Source organism: Streptomyces sp. NBC_00234 (genome assembly GCF_036195325.1).
In the GTDB taxonomy this organism is placed as follows: domain Bacteria; phylum Actinomycetota; class Actinomycetes; order Streptomycetales; family Streptomycetaceae; genus Streptomyces.
Map to the genome: position 1 here is coordinate 6765558 of NZ_CP108101.1, position 20507 is coordinate 6786064.

At 70.3% G+C, this 20507-nt stretch carries 19 protein-coding genes; 14 read left to right on the forward strand and 5 right to left on the reverse strand.

Translation table 11 applies throughout. The features are described from left to right. Positions 1-4 precede the first annotated feature (4 nt). From OG230_RS29720 to OG230_RS29760, 9 genes are all read left to right on the forward strand, one after another. Complete coding sequence (locus tag OG230_RS29720; RefSeq protein WP_328906814.1) at positions 5-526, forward strand: DoxX family protein; 522 nt, start codon at positions 5-7, stop codon at positions 524-526. Between the two features lie 86 nt (positions 527-612). Further along, the gene (locus OG230_RS29725; RefSeq protein ID WP_328906815.1) at positions 613-1209 is read left to right on the forward strand and encodes a Dps family protein; all 597 of its coding nucleotides are present in this window, start codon (positions 613-615) and stop codon (positions 1207-1209) included. Positions 1210-1337: 128 nt separating this feature from the next. After that, a complete protein-coding gene (locus OG230_RS29730) occupies positions 1338-2291 on the forward strand; it encodes an alpha/beta hydrolase (RefSeq protein WP_328906816.1) in 954 nt (317 codons plus the stop codon). 17 nt (positions 2292-2308) lie between these two features. Next, entirely contained in the window at positions 2309-4174 is a 1866-nt protein-coding gene (locus OG230_RS29735; protein WP_328911578.1) for an amidohydrolase, read from the forward strand. Between the two features lie 16 nt (positions 4175-4190). After that, positions 4191-4928 (forward strand): acetate uptake transporter family protein, encoded by a 738-nt coding sequence (locus tag OG230_RS29740; protein ID WP_443051407.1) that lies wholly within the window; start codon positions 4191-4193, stop codon positions 4926-4928. A gap of 46 nt (positions 4929-4974) precedes the next feature. Further along, a complete protein-coding gene (locus OG230_RS29745; protein ID WP_328906817.1) occupies positions 4975-5289 on the forward strand; it encodes a GNAT family N-acetyltransferase in 315 nt (104 codons plus the stop codon). Positions 5290-5703: 414 nt separating this feature from the next. Next, positions 5704-6540 (forward strand): alpha/beta fold hydrolase, encoded by an 837-nt coding sequence (locus tag OG230_RS29750; RefSeq protein WP_328906818.1) that lies wholly within the window; start codon positions 5704-5706, stop codon positions 6538-6540. A 68-nt stretch (positions 6541-6608) separates the two neighbouring features. Continuing rightward, positions 6609-7706, forward strand: a complete 1098-nt coding sequence (locus tag OG230_RS29755; protein ID WP_328906819.1) for an LLM class flavin-dependent oxidoreductase — start codon at positions 6609-6611, stop codon at positions 7704-7706. Continuing rightward, positions 7703-8317: an FMN reductase gene (locus tag OG230_RS29760; protein WP_328906820.1), complete on the forward strand. Its 615-nt coding sequence runs from the start codon at positions 7703-7705 to the stop codon at positions 8315-8317. Before OG230_RS29755 ends, OG230_RS29760 begins: the two co-directional genes overlap by 4 nt. A 126-nt stretch (positions 8318-8443) precedes the next feature. On the opposite strand, the gene OG230_RS29765 is transcribed toward OG230_RS29760, so the two are convergent. Further along, positions 8444-8737: a WhiB family transcriptional regulator gene (locus tag OG230_RS29765; protein ID WP_328906821.1), complete on the reverse strand. Its 294-nt coding sequence runs from the start codon at positions 8735-8737 to the stop codon at positions 8444-8446. A 92-nt stretch (positions 8738-8829) separates the two neighbouring features. Beyond that, complete coding sequence (locus OG230_RS29770) at positions 8830-9387, reverse strand: SsgA family sporulation/cell division regulator (protein WP_328906822.1); 558 nt, start codon at positions 9385-9387, stop codon at positions 8830-8832. 325 nt (positions 9388-9712) lie between these two features. Here OG230_RS29770 and OG230_RS29775 point away from each other — a divergent pair, with 325 nt between their 5' ends. Next, complete coding sequence (locus tag OG230_RS29775) at positions 9713-10438, forward strand: alpha/beta fold hydrolase (RefSeq protein ID WP_328906823.1); 726 nt, start codon at positions 9713-9715, stop codon at positions 10436-10438. Positions 10439-10636: 198 nt separating this feature from the next. Then, positions 10637-11611, forward strand: coding sequence for a hypothetical protein (locus tag OG230_RS29780; protein ID WP_328906824.1), 975 nt, complete (start codon positions 10637-10639; stop codon positions 11609-11611). Between the two features lie 142 nt (positions 11612-11753). Here OG230_RS29780 and OG230_RS29785 read toward each other — a convergent pair whose 3' ends face one another. Continuing rightward, positions 11754-12743, reverse strand: a complete 990-nt coding sequence (locus tag OG230_RS29785) for an alpha/beta hydrolase (protein WP_328906825.1) — start codon at positions 12741-12743, stop codon at positions 11754-11756. A 190-nt stretch (positions 12744-12933) separates the two neighbouring features. Further along, complete coding sequence (locus tag OG230_RS29790) at positions 12934-13935, reverse strand: helix-turn-helix domain-containing protein (RefSeq protein ID WP_443051408.1); 1002 nt, start codon at positions 13933-13935, stop codon at positions 12934-12936. A 640-nt stretch (positions 13936-14575) separates the two neighbouring features. On the opposite strand from OG230_RS29790, the gene OG230_RS29795 reads away from it, so the two are divergent. Beyond that, the gene (locus OG230_RS29795) at positions 14576-16843 is read left to right on the forward strand and encodes an ATP-binding protein (RefSeq protein ID WP_328906826.1); all 2268 of its coding nucleotides are present in this window, start codon (positions 14576-14578) and stop codon (positions 16841-16843) included. 183 nt (positions 16844-17026) lie between these two features. Here the strand turns inward: OG230_RS29795 and OG230_RS29800 are convergent, their stop codons facing one another. Then, complete coding sequence (locus OG230_RS29800; RefSeq protein WP_328906827.1) at positions 17027-17383, reverse strand: DUF6204 family protein; 357 nt, start codon at positions 17381-17383, stop codon at positions 17027-17029. A gap of 68 nt (positions 17384-17451) precedes the next feature. On the opposite strand from OG230_RS29800, the gene OG230_RS29805 reads away from it, so the two are divergent. Beyond that, a complete protein-coding gene (locus tag OG230_RS29805) occupies positions 17452-18348 on the forward strand; it encodes an arginase family protein (protein ID WP_328906828.1) in 897 nt (298 codons plus the stop codon). 97 nt (positions 18349-18445) lie between these two features. Beyond that, positions 18446-20410, forward strand: coding sequence for a DUF5107 domain-containing protein (locus OG230_RS29810; RefSeq protein ID WP_328906829.1), 1965 nt, complete (start codon positions 18446-18448; stop codon positions 20408-20410). Positions 20411-20507 lie beyond the last annotated feature (97 nt).

Genomic DNA, 20507 nt, shown 5'->3' on the forward strand with positions numbered 1-20507 from the left:
CTCCTTGGACACCGGCGTTCTGATTCTGCGTCTGCTGGTGGGCCTGCTCGTCGCCGGCCATGGGGTGCAGAAGATCAGCTCACACCTGGGAGGCAGGGGGCTCGAAGGCGGTACGGAGGAGTTCCGCGCGGACGGTTTCCGCGGTGGAGCCTTCACCGCACTGGCGGCGGGCGGTGGCCAGATCGGATCGGGTCTGCTGCTCGCCGGCGGCCTTCTGACCCCGCTCGCGGCGACGGGTGTCATGGGAGTCATGACGGTTGCTCTCACCGTGAAATGGCACAACGGCCTCTGGGTTCAGAACGACGGGTACGAGTACCCGCTCGTCCTCATCGGCACCGCCGCCGCTCTCGCAGCCACCGGACCAGGCAGTTGGTCGCTCGATGCGGTTCTCGGCCTCACGCCGTACCCACTGTGGTGGGGGGCCCTCGCTCTCGTGGCGGGGCTCGGCAGCGGGCTGCTCACCCGGCTCGTACTGCACCGGCCGGCCCCGACGGCGCCGCAGGGCGCCGTCCACGACGGCCGCTGAGCGCGAGCGACACAGACCGGCCCGGCCGACCCGTGGCCCCCCGTACCGGGCGGCCGGGCCTTCCACCATCCGACCAGGAGCCCCTCATGGAAACCGCGATCACCGCGCCCGCCACCACACCCTCGCGCGGTGGCGGCCAGCCGCTGCTGCACCAGAAGGGCGCCGAAACCCAGGCGTTCGGCACACTCAAGCAGCTGCCGATCGGCCTCGGCCACGACACCCGCATGTACGCCTGTCAGCGGCTGAACCGCGTACTCGCCGACACGCAGATCCTGTACTCCCTCTACAAGAAGCACCACTGGCTCATGCGTGGGGCAACCTTCTACTCGCTCCACCTCATGCTCGACAAGCACGCGGAGGCCCAACTGGCCATCGTGGACGGCCTGGCCGAGCGGATCCAGAGCCTCGGCGGCGTCGCGGTCGCAGACCCGCGCCACGTCGCGGAGCTGACGGCCATTCCCCGGCCGCCGGACGGCGTGGAGCAGGTGCCCGTCATGCTGTCGCGGCTCCTCGACGCGCACGAGCGGATCCTCATCGACGCGCGGGACGCCGCCGCCCGGATCTCGGCAGAGGGCGACGAGGGCAGTACCGATCTGCTCGTCTCCGATGTCATCCGCACCGGCGAGGCGCAGGTGTGGTTCCTGTCCGAGCACCTGGTGGATACGCCCCTGGTGCGCGGCTGACGGAGGACGCGTCGCACGCCGCGGCCGTCTCCCGGCCGACCGTGGTCACCGACGCGATCCTCGCCGCCGCGCGCGGCACCCGCCGAGCATCCGCCCCATTCCGCACACCCTCCGAAAGAGAACCCCTCATGCCGAACCGACCGACCCTCGAACCCGCCGCCCAGGCGTTCGCCGATGCGACCGCCCAGCCGCCGTTCCTCTACGAGATTCCCGTTGCGGACGGCCGCAAGGCCGTCGACGACGTCCAGAGCGGTGAAGGCGTCCCGCTGCCCGCCGTCGACGAAGAATGGATCAACGTCCAAGGCGGTCCGACCGGCGACGTCCGCGCCCGGATCGTCCGCCCGCGCGGTGCCACCGGCCTGCTCCCCGTCATCCTCTACATCCACGGCGCGGGCTGGGTCTTCGGTAACGCCCACACCCACGACAGGCTGGTCCGTGAACTCTCCATCGGCACCGGGGCGGCCGTGGTCTTCCCCGAGTACGACCTCTCGCCGGCGGCTCGTTACCCCGTCGCCATCGAGCAGAACTACAGCGTCGCCCAGTGGATCGCCCGCGAGGGACACAACAAGGATCTCGACGGCACCCGGATCGCCGTCGCCGGCGACTCGGTCGGCGGCAACATGACCGCCGCCCTCACCATCATGGCCAAGCAGCGGGGCGACGTCCGCCTCGCCCACCAGGTCCTCTTCTACCCGGTCACCGACGCGAGCTTCGACACCGACTCGTACCACCGGTTCGCCGAAGGCTACTTCCTGCGCCGCGACGGCATGAAGTGGTTCTGGGACCAGTACACGACCGACGAGGCCGAGCGCGCCCAGATCACTGCCTCACCGCTGCGCGCCACCACCGAACAGCTCACCGGCCTGCCTCCCGCCCTGGTCATCACCGGTGAGGCAGACGTCCTGCGCGACGAGGGCGAGGCGTACGCGGCGAAGCTCCGCGCAGCCGGAGTCCCCGTCACCGCCCTTCGCGCACAGGGGGCCATCCACGACTTCGTGATGCTGAACGCGCTGCGCGAGACGCAGGCTGCGGAACTCGCCATCGGTGTCGCGATCGGCGCCCTGCGCAAGGCCCTGGCGTGACCGGGCCGGCGACGAGCATGCCCGTGGCGGGCCTCGTGCCCGGCCCGCGGCAGGAACACCCGCAGGCCGACCTTGTCGTCCGCAACGCGAAGGTGTTCACCGGTGACCCCGACCGCCCCGAGGCACGCGCCGTCGCGATCCGCGACGGCCGCATCGCGGCCCTCGGCGACGACCACGACCTCGCCCCCCTCGTCGGCCCGGGAACCAGGGTCGTCGACGCTCTCGGGCGCCGGGTGATCCCCGGCCTCAACGACTCGCACCTGCACGTCATCAGGGGCGGCCTGAACTACGTCCTGGAACTGCGCTGGGACGGGGTGCGCAGCCTCCGGCAGGCCCTCGCCATGCTGCGCGAGCAGGCCGGTCGCACCCCCAAGGGGCAGTGGATCCGGGTCGTCGGCGGCTGGACCGCCGAACAGTTCGCCGAGCGCAGGATGCCCACCGTCGCCGAGCTGAACGCCGCCGCCCCCGACACCCCGGTATTCGTCCTGCACCTGTACCAGTCGGCCCTCATGAACCGGGCCGCGGTGAAGGCCGCCGGATTCACCCGGGACACCCCCGACCCGCGCGGTGGACAGATCGTACGAGGCCGGAACGGCGAACCCAACGGAGTCCTCCTCGCGGCGCCGAGCGCCCTCATCCTGTACTCGACCCTGGCCAAGGCACCGGTTCTCGACGAGGCCGACAAGCGGACGTCGACGCGACACTTCCTGCGCGAGCTCAACCGCTTCGGCCTGACCTCCGCGGTCGATGCCGCCGGCGGGTTCCAGAACTTCCCCGACAACTACGCCACGGTCATCGACCTCGCCCGGTCGGGCGAGCTCTCCCTGCGTATCGCCTATCACCTGTTCCCGCAGACAGCCGGTCAGGAACTCGCCGACCTGCAGCGCTGGACCGAGATGGTGAAGCCCGAGGACGGGGACGAGTGGCTCCGGCTGAACGGCGCGGGAGAGAACCTGACCTGGGCCGCCGCCGACTTCGAGAACTTCTCCGAACCCCGGCCCGACCTCGCGGCAGGATACGAGGCAGAGTTCGAGCAGGCCGTCCGGCTGCTGATGGAGAACGGCTGGGGTTTCCGGCTCCACGCGACCTATGACGAGACGATTCGCCGCGATCTGACCGTCTTCGAGAAGCTCGCGGCGGAAGGACTCTTCCCGGGCGGCAACCGCTGGCTCTTCGATCACGCGGAGACTGTCTCGGCCGACAGCCTGGACCGGATCGCGGCCCTGGGCGGCGCCCTGTCCATTCAGAACCGCATGTCCTTCCAGGGCATCGCCTTCCGCGACCGTTACGGCGCCGAGGCAGCCGCCCACACCCCGCCGGTCCGGGCGATGCTCGACCGGGGCCTGACCGTGGCCGGCGGAACCGACGCCACCCGCGTCTCTTCCTACAACCCCTGGGTCGCACTCCACTGGCTGGTGACCGGGCGCACGGTCGGCGGCACGGCGCTCTACCCGGCCGAGAACCTGATCAGCAGGGAGACCGCCCTCGGTCTTTACACCCGCGGCGGCGCACAGCTCACCGGGGAGCAGGACGTCAAGGGAGTCCTGCGGGAAGGCTGTTACGCCGACCTCGCGGTCCTGTCCGACGACTACCTCACCGTGCCGGTCACGGCAATCCCCGACATTGAATCGGTGTTCACCGTCGTCGGTGGCCGCATCGTCTACGCGAGCGCGGAGTACGAAGGGCTCGACGAGTCGCTCCCGCCGGTCAATCCGACGTGGAGCCCCGTGGTCCACTTCGGCGGCTACCAGGGCGGTGCTCGTCAGGCGTCACTCGTGGCCGAGGCCGTCGCCGAGTCCGAGCAGCACCGCCAGTGGCGATTCGCACGTGGCTCCGGCCCCCAAACGCCCCCGTCGTTCTACGACCCCTGCTTCGACCACTGAACGAGGGATTCACCAGATGAGTAACGCTTCCGTCTCCGCTGCCGGCGCCGACGCGGCCGGCGACCGGCCGGACACATCCCCGGGGCGCCGCTTCGAACCGGACCTCCGGTCGATGACCCGGATCGTCCTGCGCCCCATCGCCTCACCCATGCCGCTGGGCTTCTTCACGGTGTCGATCGCCTCCGTGATGACCGGGTGCCTGCAGCTCGGGCTCTTCGAGACCGAGGCCCGAAAGGCAGTCGCCCTGTGCGTGCTGCCTGCCTTCGCCCTGCAGTTCCTGGTGAGCATCCTGGCCTTCGGGGCCCGGGACGTGATCGCGGCGACGCTCATGGGCACGTTCGCCGGCAGCTGGCTGGCCTACGCGCTCGTCATGTTCAGCGGCGTGCCCGAAGGTCTGCCCGTGCTGGGCGTCTTCAACCTGGCGTTCCTCTGCTTCGGAGCGCTGATGGCCTCCGTGACGCGGTCCAAGCGCGCGCTGTGGCTCGTCCTCGTGGTGTCCCTGCCCCGCTGGGCGGCCACCGGACTGTCGGGGCTGACCGGCGCCGAATGGCTCACGCACACGTCCGGCGCCCTCGGCCTCCTGGTGGCGCTCGTCGCGATGTACGCAGCGTTCGCCCTGATGCTGGAGGACATGCGCAGTGAAGAGGTGCTGCCCATCGGCCGCAGCGGCCCCGCCCAGACCGCCGTCGAGGGCGACCTCGCCGTCCAGCTCCGCAATCTGGAACGCCACGCCGGTGTGCGCCGCACGCTCTGAACGCACCAGCCGATCCCCTTGACGCCGTGACCGCACAGGAGCACCCATGGAACCGCAGGTGGTGGACCACCCCGAGAAGTCCCGCTACGAGATCCTCGCCGGTGACGACGGCACCGAGACCGCGGGGTTCGCCGACTACCGCCTCTCGGAGGGCGAGATCGCCTTCATACACACCGAGATCGATCCCCGGTTCGCCGGGCGGGGTCTGGGCGGCCTGCTCGCCAGGGGAGCCCTCGACGACGCCCGGGCACGCGGGCTGAACGTCCTGCCGCACTGCCCCTTCATCCGGGCGTGGATCGGCAAGCACCCCGAGTACGCCGAGCTGGTGACTGAGGCGCGCCGCGCACACTTCGGCCTCTGAAGCACGCCGACCGGAGCATGCCGCCCCCGAACAGCGCCTCAGCGGTACGTGGCCGTACCCGGCCCGTGAACCGGTGGCGCATTCCTGCGGAGGCGCCGTCAGCACCGACTCCGGTCCGGTAAACAAGCTCGTCCGTACGCCCATCGCCGGTGCCGGTCTCGTATGAGACCGGCACCGGCGTTTCGGCTGAGACCGAGCGTTCCCACCCTTTGCCGCGGACGTCGACCCCGAGCTTCGGACCGAACCTGCCCCTGTGGTCGCCGCAACCGGTCGATTCCGGGCGGAACCCTGCACTCATGGGCAAGTCACGGTGCGTCGCGTGACAACTGACGTTCCCACACCGGTCATAGCGTGTGACGGCATACCGAGCCGCGCCAACGCCCGGACCAGTGAATCGAATCGAGGAAACACCCCATGCCGTACATCACCGTGGGCCAGGAGAATTCCGCCGCCGTCGACCTCTACTACGAGGACCACGGCGCCGGCCAGCCGGTCGTCCTCATTCACGGCTTCCCGCTCGACGGGCACTCCTGGGAGCGCCAGAGCGCCGCGCTGCTCGACGCCGGCTACCGCGTGGTCACCTACGATCGCCGCGGATTCGGGCAGTCCGGCCAGCCGACGACCGGGTACGACTACGACACCTTCGCCGCCGACCTGAACACCGTGATGGAGACCCTCGACCTGCGCGACGCCGTCCTGGTCGGCTTCTCCATGGGCACCGGCGAGGTCGCCCGCTACGTGTCCACGTACGGCTCCGACAGGGTCGCCAAGGTCGCGTTCCTTGCCTCGTTGGAGCCCTTCCTGCTCAAGAACGACGACAACCCCGACGGTGTCGCACCCCAGGAGTTCTTCGACGGAGTCGTCGACGCGGTCAAGGCCGACCGCTACGCCTACTACACGGCCTTCTTCAACGACTTCTACAACCTCGACGAGAACCTCGGCACCAGGATCAGCGCCGAAGCCGTGCGCAACAGCTGGAATGTCGCGGCCAGTGGCGGCTCCATCGCGGCCGCGGCCGCGCCCTCGACCTGGTACACCGACTTCCGCGCCGACATCCCCGCCGTCGACGTCCCTGCGCTCATCGTGCACGGAACGGCCGACCGGATCCTCCCGGCCGAGGGCACGGCGCGCCTGTTCCACCGGATGCTGCCGTCCGCCGACTACGTCGAGATCGAGGGCGCTCCGCACGGGCTGCTGTGGACCCACGCGGAGGAGGTCAACACGGCCCTCCTCGCCTTCCTTTCGAAGTGACGCCGCACCCGCCGCTACCGCGGCCCACATCCGCAGGATCCAGACAGTTTCAGGAGAGCGAAGACCCCATGCAGTTCGGCATCTTCACCGTCGGGGACGTGACAGCCGACCCCACCACCGCTCGCACGCCGTCCGAGCGCGAGCGCATCAAGGCGATGATCACCATCGCGCTCAAGGCCGAGGAAGTCGGCCTGGACGTCTTCGCGACCGGCGAGCACCACAACCCGCCGTTCGTACCGTCGTCGCCGACCACCATGCTCGGCTACATAGCCGCCCGCACCGAGAAGCTGATCCTGTCCACCGCCACGACGCTGATCACCACCAACGACCCGGTGAAGATCGCGGAGGACTACGCGACGCTGCAGCACCTGGCCGACGGCCGGGTTGACCTCATGCTGGGGCGGGGCAACACCGGCCCGGTGTACCCGTGGTTCGGCCAGGACATCCGCCAGGGCGTCAACCTCGCCAAGGAGAACTACGCGCTGCTGCGCCGGCTGTGGCGCGAGGACGTCGTGGACTGGGAGGGCACGTTCCGTACGCCCCTGCAGGCTTTCACCTCGACACCTCGGCCGCTGGACGGCGTTCCGCCGTTCGTCTGGCACGGCTCCATCAGAACCCCGGAGATAGCGGAGCAGGCCGCCTTCTACGGCGACGGCTTCTTCCACAACAACATCTTCTGGCCGAAGGATCACACCCGACGCATGGTCCAGCTGTACCGGCGCCGGTACGCCCACCACGGTCACGGCCGTCCGGAGGACGCCGTCGTGGGTCTCGGCGGACAGGTGTTCATGAGGAAGAACTCCCAGGACGCCGTACGGGAGTTCCGGCCCTACTTCGACAACGCCCCTGTGTACGGCCACGGTCCGTCGCTGGAGGAATTCACCGAGCAGACTCCGCTGACGGTGGGCTCTCCCCAGGAGGTCATCGAGCGGACCCTGACCTTCCGGGAGACCGTCGGCGACTACCAGCGCCAACTCTTCCTGATGGACCACGCCGGGCTGCCCCTGAAGACCGTCCTGGAACAGCTCGACATCCTCGGCGAGGAGGTCGTGCCCGTACTGCGCAAGGAGTTCGCGAACGCACGCCCGGCCGACGTGCCGAACGCGCCGACGCACGCGGCGCGGGTCACCGCCGCCGCGAAGCCGCAGGGAGTGACCGCCGCATGAGTCTGATCGCCGTCTCCGCGGGGCTGAGCACCCCTTCCTCCACCCGCCTGCTCGCGGACCGGCTCGTCGAGTCCGCCCGCGGCGAACTCGCCCGCCAGGGGCGCATCTTGCCGACCGAGGTCATCGAGTTGCGCGAACTGGCCGGGGACGTCGCCAACAATCTCGTGACCGGATTTCCGTCACCCCGACTGACCGCAGCGATCGAGGCGGTGACGCAGGCCGATGGCCTGATCGTCGTGACTCCCGTGTTCGCGGCTTCCTACAGTGGCCTCTTCAAGTCCTTCGTCGATCTGATCGACCCGGACGCCCTCACCGGGAAGCCGGTCCTGGTCGCCGCGACAGGCGGGACTGCTCGCCACTCCCTGGTCCTGGAGCACGCTCTGCGCCCGCTCTTCGCCTATCTGCGGGCCGTTGTCGTACCCACCGCGGTGTACGCGGCGTCCGAGGACTGGGGATCCGGGGGAGACCAGCACACCGACGGGCTTCCCGCGCGCATCCGGCGGGCGGGCGGCGAGCTGGCCGCGCTCGTGGCCGGCCGGCCGCCCCGTGCCGAGTCCGAGGACGACGTCACCGTGCTCGAACGCCAACTCGCCGACCTGCGCTTCGACTGAGGCCGAGGGGCTGTCGGGGAGGCCGGGTCGCCCTTGCTCCACACCGTCCGCCGTTGCCGCACCCGAGTCTCCTCCGGTGCGGCTCCTGGTGGCGCAATGAGGATGAACCGACAGACAGCACGGCATTCAGCTGAGGGCTTCGGCGGCGTAAGGGTGAACGTCGGCGGTCCGGGAGCGGCGTTCGGCCTCGGTCCGTCCGCCCCAGACGCCGAAGTTCTGATCGGATGTCATGGCGAAGAGGCCGCACGGTTCGCTTACGGGGCACCGATGGCAGATGGCGCGTGCCGCATCCTCGCGTCGACGGCGTGCACGGCCCCGCTCGCCGGGCGGCGAGAAGAAGACCGAGCTGTCCATACCGCGGCACGCGGCGTCGGCTTGCCATTTCCATATCGTCAGTAGCGGCTTGGTTTTTGTCTTCATCGAACTCTCCTGTCATGTGCCTGCGAGACCGTTGGGGAGGAACACGTCCACTACCCGGCCCGGGTATCCGGCGGGTGCGATCGGGGTCGTGCTCAGCCTCGTTTGCCCGTGAGTTCGCTGATGGTGTCGTCGATGTTCAGATGGAGGAATTCCGCTCCTTCGGGCACCATTTCGAAAGTTGACTCAAGGAATGCGGCGACCTCCGGAACCGAAATGTCGACCACCGCAGTGCCGCCAAGATTCCTCAGGACGACACGTAGGAAGTGCAGATGGCCGAGGTGCAGGGGAATGACCAGAACGTCACCGGAGCCGGTCTGCCGGTGCAGGCCCTCGGACACCAGCTCGCGGGCGAATACCCAGTCCACGGGTCTCTTCATCGGCGCGCCGAGAGAAAGGCGAATGGCGTAGGGGTCCGCCATGTCGTAGTGCAGTTCCGCGGACAAGGGAACGGGCATGAATTTCGGAATGCTGAGGTGCGCCGTCACCGTATGTGTGACCGTACCGAGATGCTGATCCATGGTTGCCTCGAAGGAGAAAGAGTGTGGAATAGGTTTTCTATGCCAGACCCTAAGTTCCGGTGGCCGGTACAGGTTGTCGAGGAACGCACAGAGCATTGCCTGTGAAAGAACGGTGGTCCGGATCGTCTGCATGGATGCCGACGTCGCGGCCCGGCCGGTGCTCGCTCGGTGCGCACGGACAGGCCACAGCCAGGGCACGGACAGACAAACAAGGCGCCCGGTAGTCCCTAGAGTCACTCACGTGTCGACGATCTCCTGCTCGACACGACCCACGCACGGAGTCCCGGCGGAGAACCCGGCAGTGCGTCCACAGCAGCCCGGTCAGTGCACATCGCACACCAACCGATCCCGGGGCCGGCTCGTGACACGCCACAACAGAGGGGCCACCACTCGGCAGCCCCGAGCCGGCCGACCGGCCGCGCGAGAGCCCACCACCCCATTGACGAGGGAGTTTCCCATGCCCAGTTCCGACAAGCCGACCATCGTTCTCGTGCACGGCGCATTCGCTGACGCCGCCAGCTATGCACAGGTCATTCCCCGGCTGATCGCCCGCGGCTTCGACGTGGTCGCCCCGGCCGTGCCCAACCGCAGCCTGATAGGGGACGCCGCCTACGTCGCCTCCGTCGTCCGCCAGATACGTGGTGCGGTCGTCCTGGTCGGCCACTCCTACGGTGGCGCGGTCATCACCGTCGCCGGCACGGAGGACAACGTGAAGGGGCTCGTCTACCTGGCCGGTTACGCCTTGGAGAAGGGAGAGAGCCTCGGTGAACTGCAGGGCCGGTTCCCGGACAGCGACCTTGCCGCCGCACTCGTCTACACCCCCTTCCCGGTTGAGGGGTCGGACACGCCCGGCACCGACGTGTCGGTCCGTACCGACAGGTTCCCGGACATCTTCGCCGCCGATGTCGACCCACGGCTCGCCGCAGTCCTCGCCGTGTCCCAGCGGCCCCTGGCCGCACAGGCGTTCGCCGAGGCGGCCCCGGCCGCAGCCTGGAAGACCAAGCCGTCCTGGGGCCTGGTCGCCTCGTCCGACCACACCATCAACCCCGATGTGGAGCGCTACGGCTACCAGCGTGCCGGCATGACCACGGTGGAGGTCGACTCCTCCCACCTGGTGATGCTCGCCCACCCCGATCGCGTCGTCGACCTGATCGAGGAAGCCGTACGGGCCACCTCCGACTGACCCCGTACGCACCCGCTCGCCCCGTCCGGCCGACTGGCCGTCACGCCACGGCGGCCTTCCCCACTCCCTGGTGACTTCTCTCACCTGGCGAAGCGCCGCGCACCAGCAGGCCGTCGCAAGCGCCCGGCGCACCGGTGGTGAGGGCCCACCGTCCCACTCCCTGCAATACAGACAGACAGACAGAGAGAAGAGATTCCCATGCTCGGATTCCCGACAGTGCCGCGCACCGGCCTCCTGGCCTCGGCCGTCGCGGCGGCCCTCGTCGTGACCGCGGCCGGCCCTATGGCCCCGGCCACCGCCGCCCCGAAGCCGGAGGTGCGCTTCGTGGCCCATCTGGACATCTCCGACGGGCAGCGACCGGAGAACATCACTCTGCAGCCGGGCGGCGGCGCCGTCGTCACCTTCGCCTTCAGCCGCCAGGTGGCCCGCATCCACCCCGATGGTCGGGTGCGCGTCCTCGCTACCCTGCCCCAGCCTCCGGCCGGCGCCGACACCCCTGCCCTCTCCTCACCCTTCCTCGGCGGAATCGTCCGTGCCGACGACGGGACGCTGTACTTCCTGTACGCCACCGGCAGCAGCGATCTGACCGGTGTGTGGCGCCTGCGCCCGGGCGGCGCCCCGGAGCGCATCGCCGCCCTCCCCGCCGATGGCCTGCCCAACGGCTTGGCCCTCGACCGGCACGACGGCCTCCTGTACGTGGCCGACTCGGTCCTCGGCACGGTCTGGCGGGTGCCCGTCACCGGGGGGACGCCCACCCGGTGGGTCACCACCCCCGAACTGGCCGCCGACGGATTCCTCGGAGCCAATGGCGTCAAGATCCACAACGGGGCGGTTTGGGTGTCCAACTTGGACAAGGGCACAGTGGTGCGCATCCAGGCCACCCGGTACGGCACCGCAGGTCCCGTCGAAACCCGGGCCACCGGTCTGATCAACATCGACGACTTCGCTTTCACCGGTCGTGGCGACACCTTCCTCGCCGCGATCAACGCCGACAACGAGCTTGTCCTGGTCAGGCCGGGCCGCAGCCACACCGTCGTGCTGACAGGTGCCGACGGGCTTGAGAACCCGACCTCGCTGGCCATACGCGGCGACACCGCCTACATCGCGAGCGGCGCCTACTTCACCAACAACGACCCCAATCTCCTGGCCGCCCGGATCAAAACGGCCCGGTGAACCGGCCCCGCTCGTGCCCGTGCCGCCGCACCCTGTTCGGTGCGGCGGCACGGGCCTTTCTGTCGACGGCCGGCTCTCGACAGCCCGTCGGAAGCCCAAGGCGCCGCGTTGCACGGCTTGTCCGGCAGGAAGAAGCAGGGACTCAGCCGCGGTAGCGGTGCAGGGCGACGTGCAGAGTGTCCAGGGCCTGGACGAGGGCGGCGCGGGCGGCGGCCGTGCCGCGCAGGCGGTCGAGCACCATGAAGCCGTGGACCGTGCCGTGGTAGCGCATGGACACCACCTGGACGCCTGCCGCCCGGAGTTTGGCCGCGTAGGCTTCGCCCTCGTCGCGCAGGACATCGGCCTCGCCGGTGACCACCAGTGCCGGGGGCAGTCCGGTCAGTTGCTCCAGCGAGGCTTGCAGGGGTGACGCCGTGGCTTCGCCCCGCCGCTGCGGCTCGGGCAGGTACTGGTCCCAGAACCAGCGCATGGTCTCGCGGCCGAGGAAGTAGCCCTGAGCGAACTCCCGGTAGGAGGGAGTGTCGAAGTTGGCGTCTGTGATGGGGCAGAACAGCACCTGCTGGACCAGTTGGACCTTGCCCCGCTCCTTGGCGAGCAGGGTGAGTGCAGCCACCAGATTGCCGCCCGCCGAGTCACCCACCGCTGCCATCCGGCTGCCGTCCAGGCCGATGTCGCCGCCTTGCTCGGACACCCACTTCGCGACCGCGTAGCACTGCTCGACGGCCACGGGGTACTGCGCCTCCGGTGCCCGCTCGTACTCCACGAAGACCACGGCTGCGTCCGTGCCGAGGGCGAACTCGTGTATCAGGCGCTGGTGCGTGGTGGCGTCTCCCAGTACCCAGCCGAGCCCGTGCAGGAACAGCACGACCGGGACGTTGCCGACGCTGCCGACGGGCTTGACGACCTGCACCCGCACATGCCCGGTCGGCCCGCCCGGGAGCGCGAACCACTCCGTCGACGTGGCTCCGTCGTCGTGAACGCGGCCTCCGCCCTGCAGTTGGGCCAGGGCCAGTCGCGCCCGTTTCGGGTCCGGGTCCTCCGCTGCGGGCGGACAGGTGTGCCTGGCCACGAACGCCTGGGAGGGGCCGTCCAGGACCGGCTGTTGATCCGATGACGGGACGGTGTCCTTCACATGGTCTCCTGCTGAGAAGGCCATGACGGCCTGAGGTGAGTGGGGGAGGGTGCTTCCGGTACACCGCGTACCGCGGCTCGTCAGCGGTCCCGTAGGTACCGCAGTTGCTCCCGGAGTGTCGCTGCCCGGGGCACGCGACCGGCCGTTGACCGTTCCGAGCGGGCACCCTACTGGACCGCGCCGCGGGCGGCTACGCGTGTTCGGCGCCGGGGAGAGCGACCACCAGCGGTGCGTCGGAGCCGGAGGTGCGTAGGCTGCGCCATTCGCTGGGCGACTGGCCGTAGGCGGCACGGAATGTGCGGCTGAAGTGGGCGGGGTTGACGAAGCCCCATCGCTGAGCCACTGCCGACACGGTGGGGGCCGCCCTGCCCCGGCGGGCCAGTTCGCGTGCACACTCCTCGAGGCGGCGCTGCTGGACGAGCCGCCCGATGGTGATTCCCTCACCCTCGAAGATCCGGTGCAGGTAGCGGACGGAGATGTGGTGCGCCCTCGCTATGGCCTCGGGTGACAGATCCCCCTTGCCCAGGTTCCGGTCGATGTAGTGGCGGATGTGCAGCACGAGGTCGCTTCGGGCCGTATCCAGATCTGCGGGAGCGTGCCGGGTCGCATCGGCTACCAGCGTGGCGAAAAGGTCGATGACACAGTTGGCCAACTTGCCTCTGACGTCGGGGGAGTACGTGTGCGCCGAGGTGGCCAGCGTACTGAGGAAGGGCTGCAGCACCGCTCCGAAGCCGTCCGACGGGCTGACGACGGTTCCGGAGACCTGAAGGATCTCGTCGTCCGAAACGCCCAGTGCCCGGCGGGGTAGTTGGAAGACGTGGGTGGAGAACCGCTCCGGGTAGTCGAAGGAGTACGGCCGCGCCGTGTTGTACATCACGAGGTCGCCCTCGCCCACCTCGGCTCGTCGACCGTTCTGGATCAGGGTTGCCGTGCCCGACACCTGGATGCCGACCGCGACGAGCGCCTCGGACGAGCCCGTGATGAGCTCAGGCGTACGGCTCACTCGTTTCGCGTCGGCCTCCATGGTGGATACGCGCAGGCACCCGAGGCGGTCGGTCGTGATCCGGCCGGAGAAAGGACCGTCGCCCCGCGGGGCGACGGTCATCGGGACCAGCGCCCTTCCCACCGCGTCACGCCAGTAAGCGATCTTGTCCCGGTCGGGAACCGAAGCGGTCGTCAACACCACACTCAACTGATTCTCCTCTCCACCCGCGCAGTGGCGGCGGAGCCCTCGGGGCCCGCATACAGCACGGGCCCGGGCCGGCAGCCGACAACTCCTGGGAACTGAGGGCCAAGGCTCATCACGACGGGACGTCCCGTCACGTGGGCAAGGACACTCTGCTATCGGAGGCGGGTCGCTCGGCGCGGCCGGTTTTCCCTCCACGAACAGCCAAGCAGTCGGGCATGGCGGGCTCCAGGCAGAACACAGGCAGAAAGACGCGCAGGGCGGCCGAAGGCGGGGTGCTGTGCAGCACCGGAACCACGGCGCTGACGCCTGCGGGGGTGTCGGTTCAGCGGCCCATGAGCACCCTCAGGGGCTCCCCGGCCTCGTCCAGGAAGGTGATCAGGCCGCTCCTGCTCCGGCTCACCCAGTCCCAGGCATTCAGCAAGCGCAGCCACCGTCCGCCGCTGCGGAGCCGATCGCCGGCCCCGTTCCAGATCGCCGATGGCCCGCACACTTACACGTGACTCCCGGGCCCTCCCGCTCAAGTCGGGATTCCCCTACGTGTGAAAATATTGTATGCGGTAGCTGTTCTCGTCCTTTGGCGAGTGCCGTGGGCCGCCCGGGCGCACAGGGCCCGGCTCGGGGACAGGTGATGTGAGGGGTCAGGATGAGTCGTGTGGCCGACGTGGGGGGTGCGGGGTTCGGGGTGCTGCTGCGGCAGTTGCGGTTGGATGCGTCGCTGACGATCGAGGCGCTGGCGGAGGCGTCGGGGGTGAGTGTCCGCGGGATCGGGGATCTCGAGCGGGGACGGCGGGCGACTCCGCAGCGGGGAACGGTCGCGGCGCTGGCGAGCGGGCTGGGGCTGGGTGTGGCGGAGCGGGAGAGGCTGCTGGCCGCTGCCCGATCCGGCCGCAACGCCCGCCACGGTGCGTCCGGTGTGCGTGCTTTCCCTCGCGGGATCGACGACTTCGTCGGCCGTGAGGAGGAGCTGGCACGACTGACGGCATTGGCTGAGCAGGCGGCTCTCGGCCTACCGGTGGTGGTGGCGGTGTCCGGGCCGCCCGGGACGGGGAAGACCACCCTGGCGCTGCATGCAGCCCGGGAGCTGGCCGGCCGTTTTCCCGACGGGCAGTTGGTGGTGGACCTGCGCGGCATGGACGACACCCCGCCCGGTGCGGCCGAGGTGATGCTCCGCGTGCTGAAGGCGTTGGGGGTGGCCGACCGGGACCTGGCGAAGGCCGGCCCGCAGGGCCACCCGGAGCTGTACCGGCAGGTGCTGGCCGAGCAGTGCTGCCTGCTGGTGCTGGACAACGCGCGCGACGAGGCCCAGGTCCGCCCGCTCCTGCCGAGCGCGGGCGCGGGGATGGTGGTGGTGACCAGCCGGTGGATGCTCACCGGCCTGGAGAGCATCCACCGCCTGCTTCTCGGTGAGCTGTCCCCCGCCGATGCCGCCGCTTTCCTGACCGCTCTGGTCGGGCAGGAGCGCGCGGATGCCGACCCGGTCGCGCTCGCCGAGGTGGCCCACCGGTGTGCGCACCTGCCGCTGGCGCTGCGCGTGGCGGGCAACTGGCTGGCCACCCGCACCGGCTGGAGCGTGCGCCGCCTGGCCGATCGCCTCGCGCTGGAAGAGCGCCGCCTGGACACCCTGACCGCCGGCGATCTCCATCTCTCGACGGCCTTCGACCTGTCCTACCGCCAGCTCACCCCCACCGCCGCCCGCCTGTTCCGGCTGCTGTCCCTGGTCGACGGCCCGGACGTCAGCGCCGCCGGCGCTGCCCAACTGGCCGGGCAGCCGCTGTTCGACGCCGAGGACACCCTCGAGGAGCTGGTCGAGACCGGCCTGCTGGGCACCGACCAGGACCGCTATCGCCTCCACGACCTGCTGCGCCTGTACGCCCGCCGCCGGATGCACGCCGAAGAGCCCGCCGAGGACGCCGAGGCACGCCGATCCGTCCTGCGCCGCTGGCTGCTCGACACGGCCGTCGTGGCCGGCCGCTGGTACGAACCCGACCACGGAGCCCCGCCCCCCACCTGGCAGGGCACCGTCGACCTGTCCACTGCCGAGCACGCCCGCCAGTGGCTGCAGGCAGAGGGCGCCAACTGGCTCGCCGCGCTGCGTGCCGCCGCCACCGCAGGCGACCACGTCACCGTCGTGGAAGTCGCCGAAGCCCTGCACTGGTTCTCCGACCAATGGATGTTCTGGGGCCACTGGCCCGAGGTCTTCCGCACCGCCGCCCAATCCGCCCAGGCCCTCGACGACCCCCTCCTCGAGGCCACCCACCTCAACTACCACGCCTGGGCCCTGCTGATCTGCGAAGGCCGCCACCGCGACAGCGTCGACTGCTCCGCCCAGGCCCTCGCCGCCGCCCAGCGCGCCGAGGACCTCACCCAGCAGGGCTGGGCCCACTACTACAGTGCGTGGGCCCTCGGCCTGTTCGGCGACCACGATGCGGCGGCACCACACAATCGCGAGGCAGCCAGGCTCTTCGAGGCTGTCGGCGACCTCCACGGCACCCTCCAGGCCAGGGCCAACACAGCCCAGAACCTTCAGCTGGCAGGCCAGCAGGAGGAATCCATTACGGAGGCCCTCCGTACCCTTGCCTTCCTCGACCAGGCGGGCGACCGCATCGAGCCGCATATCGCCGACTTCACTCGTGCGATCCTGCAGATGAACATCGGCCTGGCCCACACCGAACTCAAGAACTGGTCCGAGGCCGCCGACCACCTGCGCACCGCCGTGGAGCTCTGGCGTTCCAGCGGCAACTCGGGTGTGGAGAGCCGCGCCCTGGTCCGCCTCGGCGACGCCCTGCTGGCCGCCGGGCACCGCGACGAGGCCCGGGATGCCTTCACCGAGTGCGTGTCCCTCGGCGCGGCAGCCGACCCCAGCCGCCTCACCGAGGCACGGGAACGTCTCGCCGACCTCGACACCCTTTGAGCACCGGCCGGACCGCGCCCGGCTCGGTGGCCCGCCGTACGACCGGAACCGGGTGAGCCGAACCCGCCACGGGTGCGCGGGGCCCCGCTGTGCACCGGAAACGACGCACCGAACTCCACGACGCCTGCGGCTTCCTCGCCTGCGGCCTCGTCCGGTGGCGACGGCTTCGGAGGCCCGAGGACGTCACGCGGCTCCCGACCCGCGCCGCCCCTTGTAGTTGATCTTCATCGTGTCCATGTCCGTGACGGTCGAGCGCAGCTCGCCGTGGTCGCACCCGCGGCCCCTTAGGTCCGTCTCGGCGCGGTCCTCGGCGATCGCCGCCGCCATCTCCTCGCCGTCCTCGGCGTCCGACACCACGACGTAGCGGTAGCTGAAGTGCTTCAGCACCTGGTCGTAGGTCAGCGAGCCCTCCTCGCTGAACTGCATCGCCGTCAGGCCGTGCTGATCCACCTCCGACAGCAGCCGGGTGCGCGCCTCCTCCGTCAGCCCCTCCCATGTTCCTCGCACGATCACCCGGTACGTGTGCTGCTGCGCGCTCATCCTCTGTGCCGCCTTCCCGGTCCTCGATGTCTTGCGAGGAGCAGATTACGACGACGAGGATGTGAGGCATGCGGAATATCGTGGTCATCGACGCGCCCTCCAACCTGGGACTGCGGCCCCCGGCCCCCGGCGCCGTTCCCGGCTGTTACAAGCTGGCGGGCGCGCTGCGCGAGCAGCGGATCGTGCAGCGGCTCGGTGCGTTCGAGGGGGGAGTCGTCGTGCCCCCGCGATACGACCGGGGCGACTGGCAGGAGGGCGACGGCGTCTTCAACGCCGCGGCCATCGCCACGTACACCCGTACGCTCGCCGACCGCGTCGAACAGCACGTACGCGCGGGTGAGTTCCCCCTCGTGCTCGGTGGGGACTGCTCCATCCAGCTCGGGGCCACCCTCGCCCTGCGCCGCATCGGGAGGTACGGGCTCGCCGCCGTCGACGGCTCCGCGGACTTCCGGCACCTGGGGAACGACACCCGTATCGGCGCCGCCGCCGGGGAGGAACTGGCCATCGCCACCGGGCGCGGTCAGGCGGACCTCAGCGACCTGGAAGGGCTGCGCCCCTACCTCAGGGACGAGGACGTCCGGCTGTTCGGCATGCGGGACTACGACGAGGACCGCGCCGAGATGACCGCCCTGAAGATCCCGAACGCGACCGTCGGCGAGATCCGGGCGTGGGGCGCCGCCGAGCTCGCCGCCGCCGTCGTCGAGAGCCTGGAAGTCCCTGTCCTGGACGGCTTCTGGGTCCACCTCGACGCCGATGTGCTCGACCCGAGCGTGATGCCCGCGGTCGACAGCCCCGACGACGGCGGACTGCTTCCCGAAGAGCTCGCGCCCCTGCTGCGCACCCTGGTCCGCTCGCCCCGTTGCGTCGGCCTGAACGTGACCGTCTACGACCCCGATCTCGACCCCGACGGCACGGCCGGCGCCCTCCTCGCCGATCTGGTCGTGGGGGCCTTCGCCGAAGACTGACGGCTCGTGCCCCTGGTCGGGGCGGCCTTCACCGTGTTCCATGGTCATCGGGGGGCGCCCGGACCTGCGGCGGCCCGCGCGAGGGAGCGAGGTTGTCTTGGCCACGACCGTACGACGTGCCGTACTGACTCTGCCCGCAGCACCGTTGGGTCCGGAGAACCCGTTGCCCGCCCTGCGGCCGCTCGACGCACCGCACACACTCGACCACCGGGAGCGGGCCGGACTGCCCCGCGACATGGCGCGACAGCTGGGCCACGAACCGCTGCGCACCGTGCTGCCCGCGCGCATCCTGGACGGGTACGGGCGCGAACGCACCCCCACCGCCCTGGACACCATCGTCATCGAGAACGACCGGCTCCGTGTCACGGTCCTCCCCGGGCTCGGTGGCCGCATCCACTCCCTGCACCACAAGCCGACCGGCCGCGAACTGCTCTACCGCAACCCCGTGCTCCAGCCCGCCGCCTTCGCGCTCAACGGGGCCTGGTTCTCCGGGGGCATCGAGTGGAACATCGGCGCCACCGGACACTCCACCCTCGCCTGTGCCCCGGTCCACGCCGCCGTGGTCCCCGCCCCCGACGGCGGCACCATGGTCCGGCTCTGGGAATGGGAGCGGCTGCGCGACCTGCCCTTCCAGGTGGACCTCTGGCTGCCCGACGACTCCGACTTCCTGCACGTCGGGGTGCGCATCCGCAACCCGCACGAGCACCCCGCCCCCGTCTACTGGTGGTCCAACATCGCCGTCCCGGAGAACGAGGGCACACGTGTCCTCGCCCCCGCCGACGAGGCATGGCACTTCGGTTACGAGCGGACGCTGAGCCGCGTCCCTGTCCCGGAGACCGGTGGCGTCGACCGCACGTACCCGCTGCGCAGTGAGCACCCCGCCGACTACTTCTACGAGGTCCCCGACGGGGCCCGCCGCTGGATAGCCTCGCTGGACGAGGACGGGACCGGACTCGTCCAGACCTCCACGGATCTCCTGCGCGGGCGCAAGCTGTTCCTCTGGGGCAGCGGTCCCGGTGGCCGGCGCTGGCAGCGCTGGCTGACCGAACCGGGCAACGGCGGCTACGCGGAGATCCAGGCGGGGCTCGCCCGTACCCAGCTGGAGCACATCCCGCTCGAACCGGGGGGCGAGTTCAGCTGGCTGGAGTCCTACGGACCGCTCACGGCGGACCCCGCGGCCGTGCACGGCGCGGACTGGGGCCTCGCCCGGGAGGAGGCCCGGCAACGGCTCGAAGCGGTGCTGCCGCGTGCCGCGGTGGACGCCGCCCACACGGCCTGGCGCGCCTGCGCCGACACCGAGCCCGTCGAACAGCTCGCCACCGGCTCCGGCTGGGGAGCGCTCGAAGTCCGGCGGGCCGGGTACAAGCTCCCCGGTACCCCGTTCGCCGAGTCCACGCTCGGTGAACAGCAGGAACCCTGGTTGGAGTTGCTGAACACCGGCACGTTCCCCCCGCCCGGTGTTCCGGCCCCGCCGGGTCCTTCCCTGGTCTCCCCGCACTGGCGCGACATGCTGGAGACGGCTCCCGCCGACGCGCTCACCGAGTACCACCTCGGTGTCGCCCAGTGGCACGCCGACGACCGCGCCCAGGCCGTCCGCAGCTGGGAACGCGGTCTGCCCCGCGCCTCCTCCCGCTGGCCCCTGCTGCGCTGTCTCGCCGTCGCGGCCAAGGACAGCGGCCAGACCGGCCGCGCCGCCGACCACTACGGCGAGGCGTTCGACGACCTGTGCGCACAGCACGGCGACGCCACCTGGGCGGCGGCGACGGACGCCCTCGCCCGCGAGACGATCGAGGCCCAACTCGCCGCCGACCGCCCCGGAGAGGCCCGCCGCACCTGGTCGTCCCTGAGTCCCGAGGTCCGCGGCCGGGGCCGCTTCCGCCTCCTGGAGGCCCGCATCCTGCTCGCCGAGGGCGACACGACCGCGACCCGCGCCCTCTTCGACGACGGCTTCGAGGTCGCCGACCTGCGGGAGGGCGCGGAGATCCTGGGCGAGATCTGGAAGGCGATCACCAGCGACCCGCTCCCGGACGCGTACAACTACCGGATGCGCCCGGAGCACTGATCACACGCCTAGGGCCTCTCGTTTGGATCATGCCGGGCTCGCGTGCCCTGGCGCGCGCTCCCCCGAGCTCTCGGCTTCGCTCGAGCAGGGAGGGGCC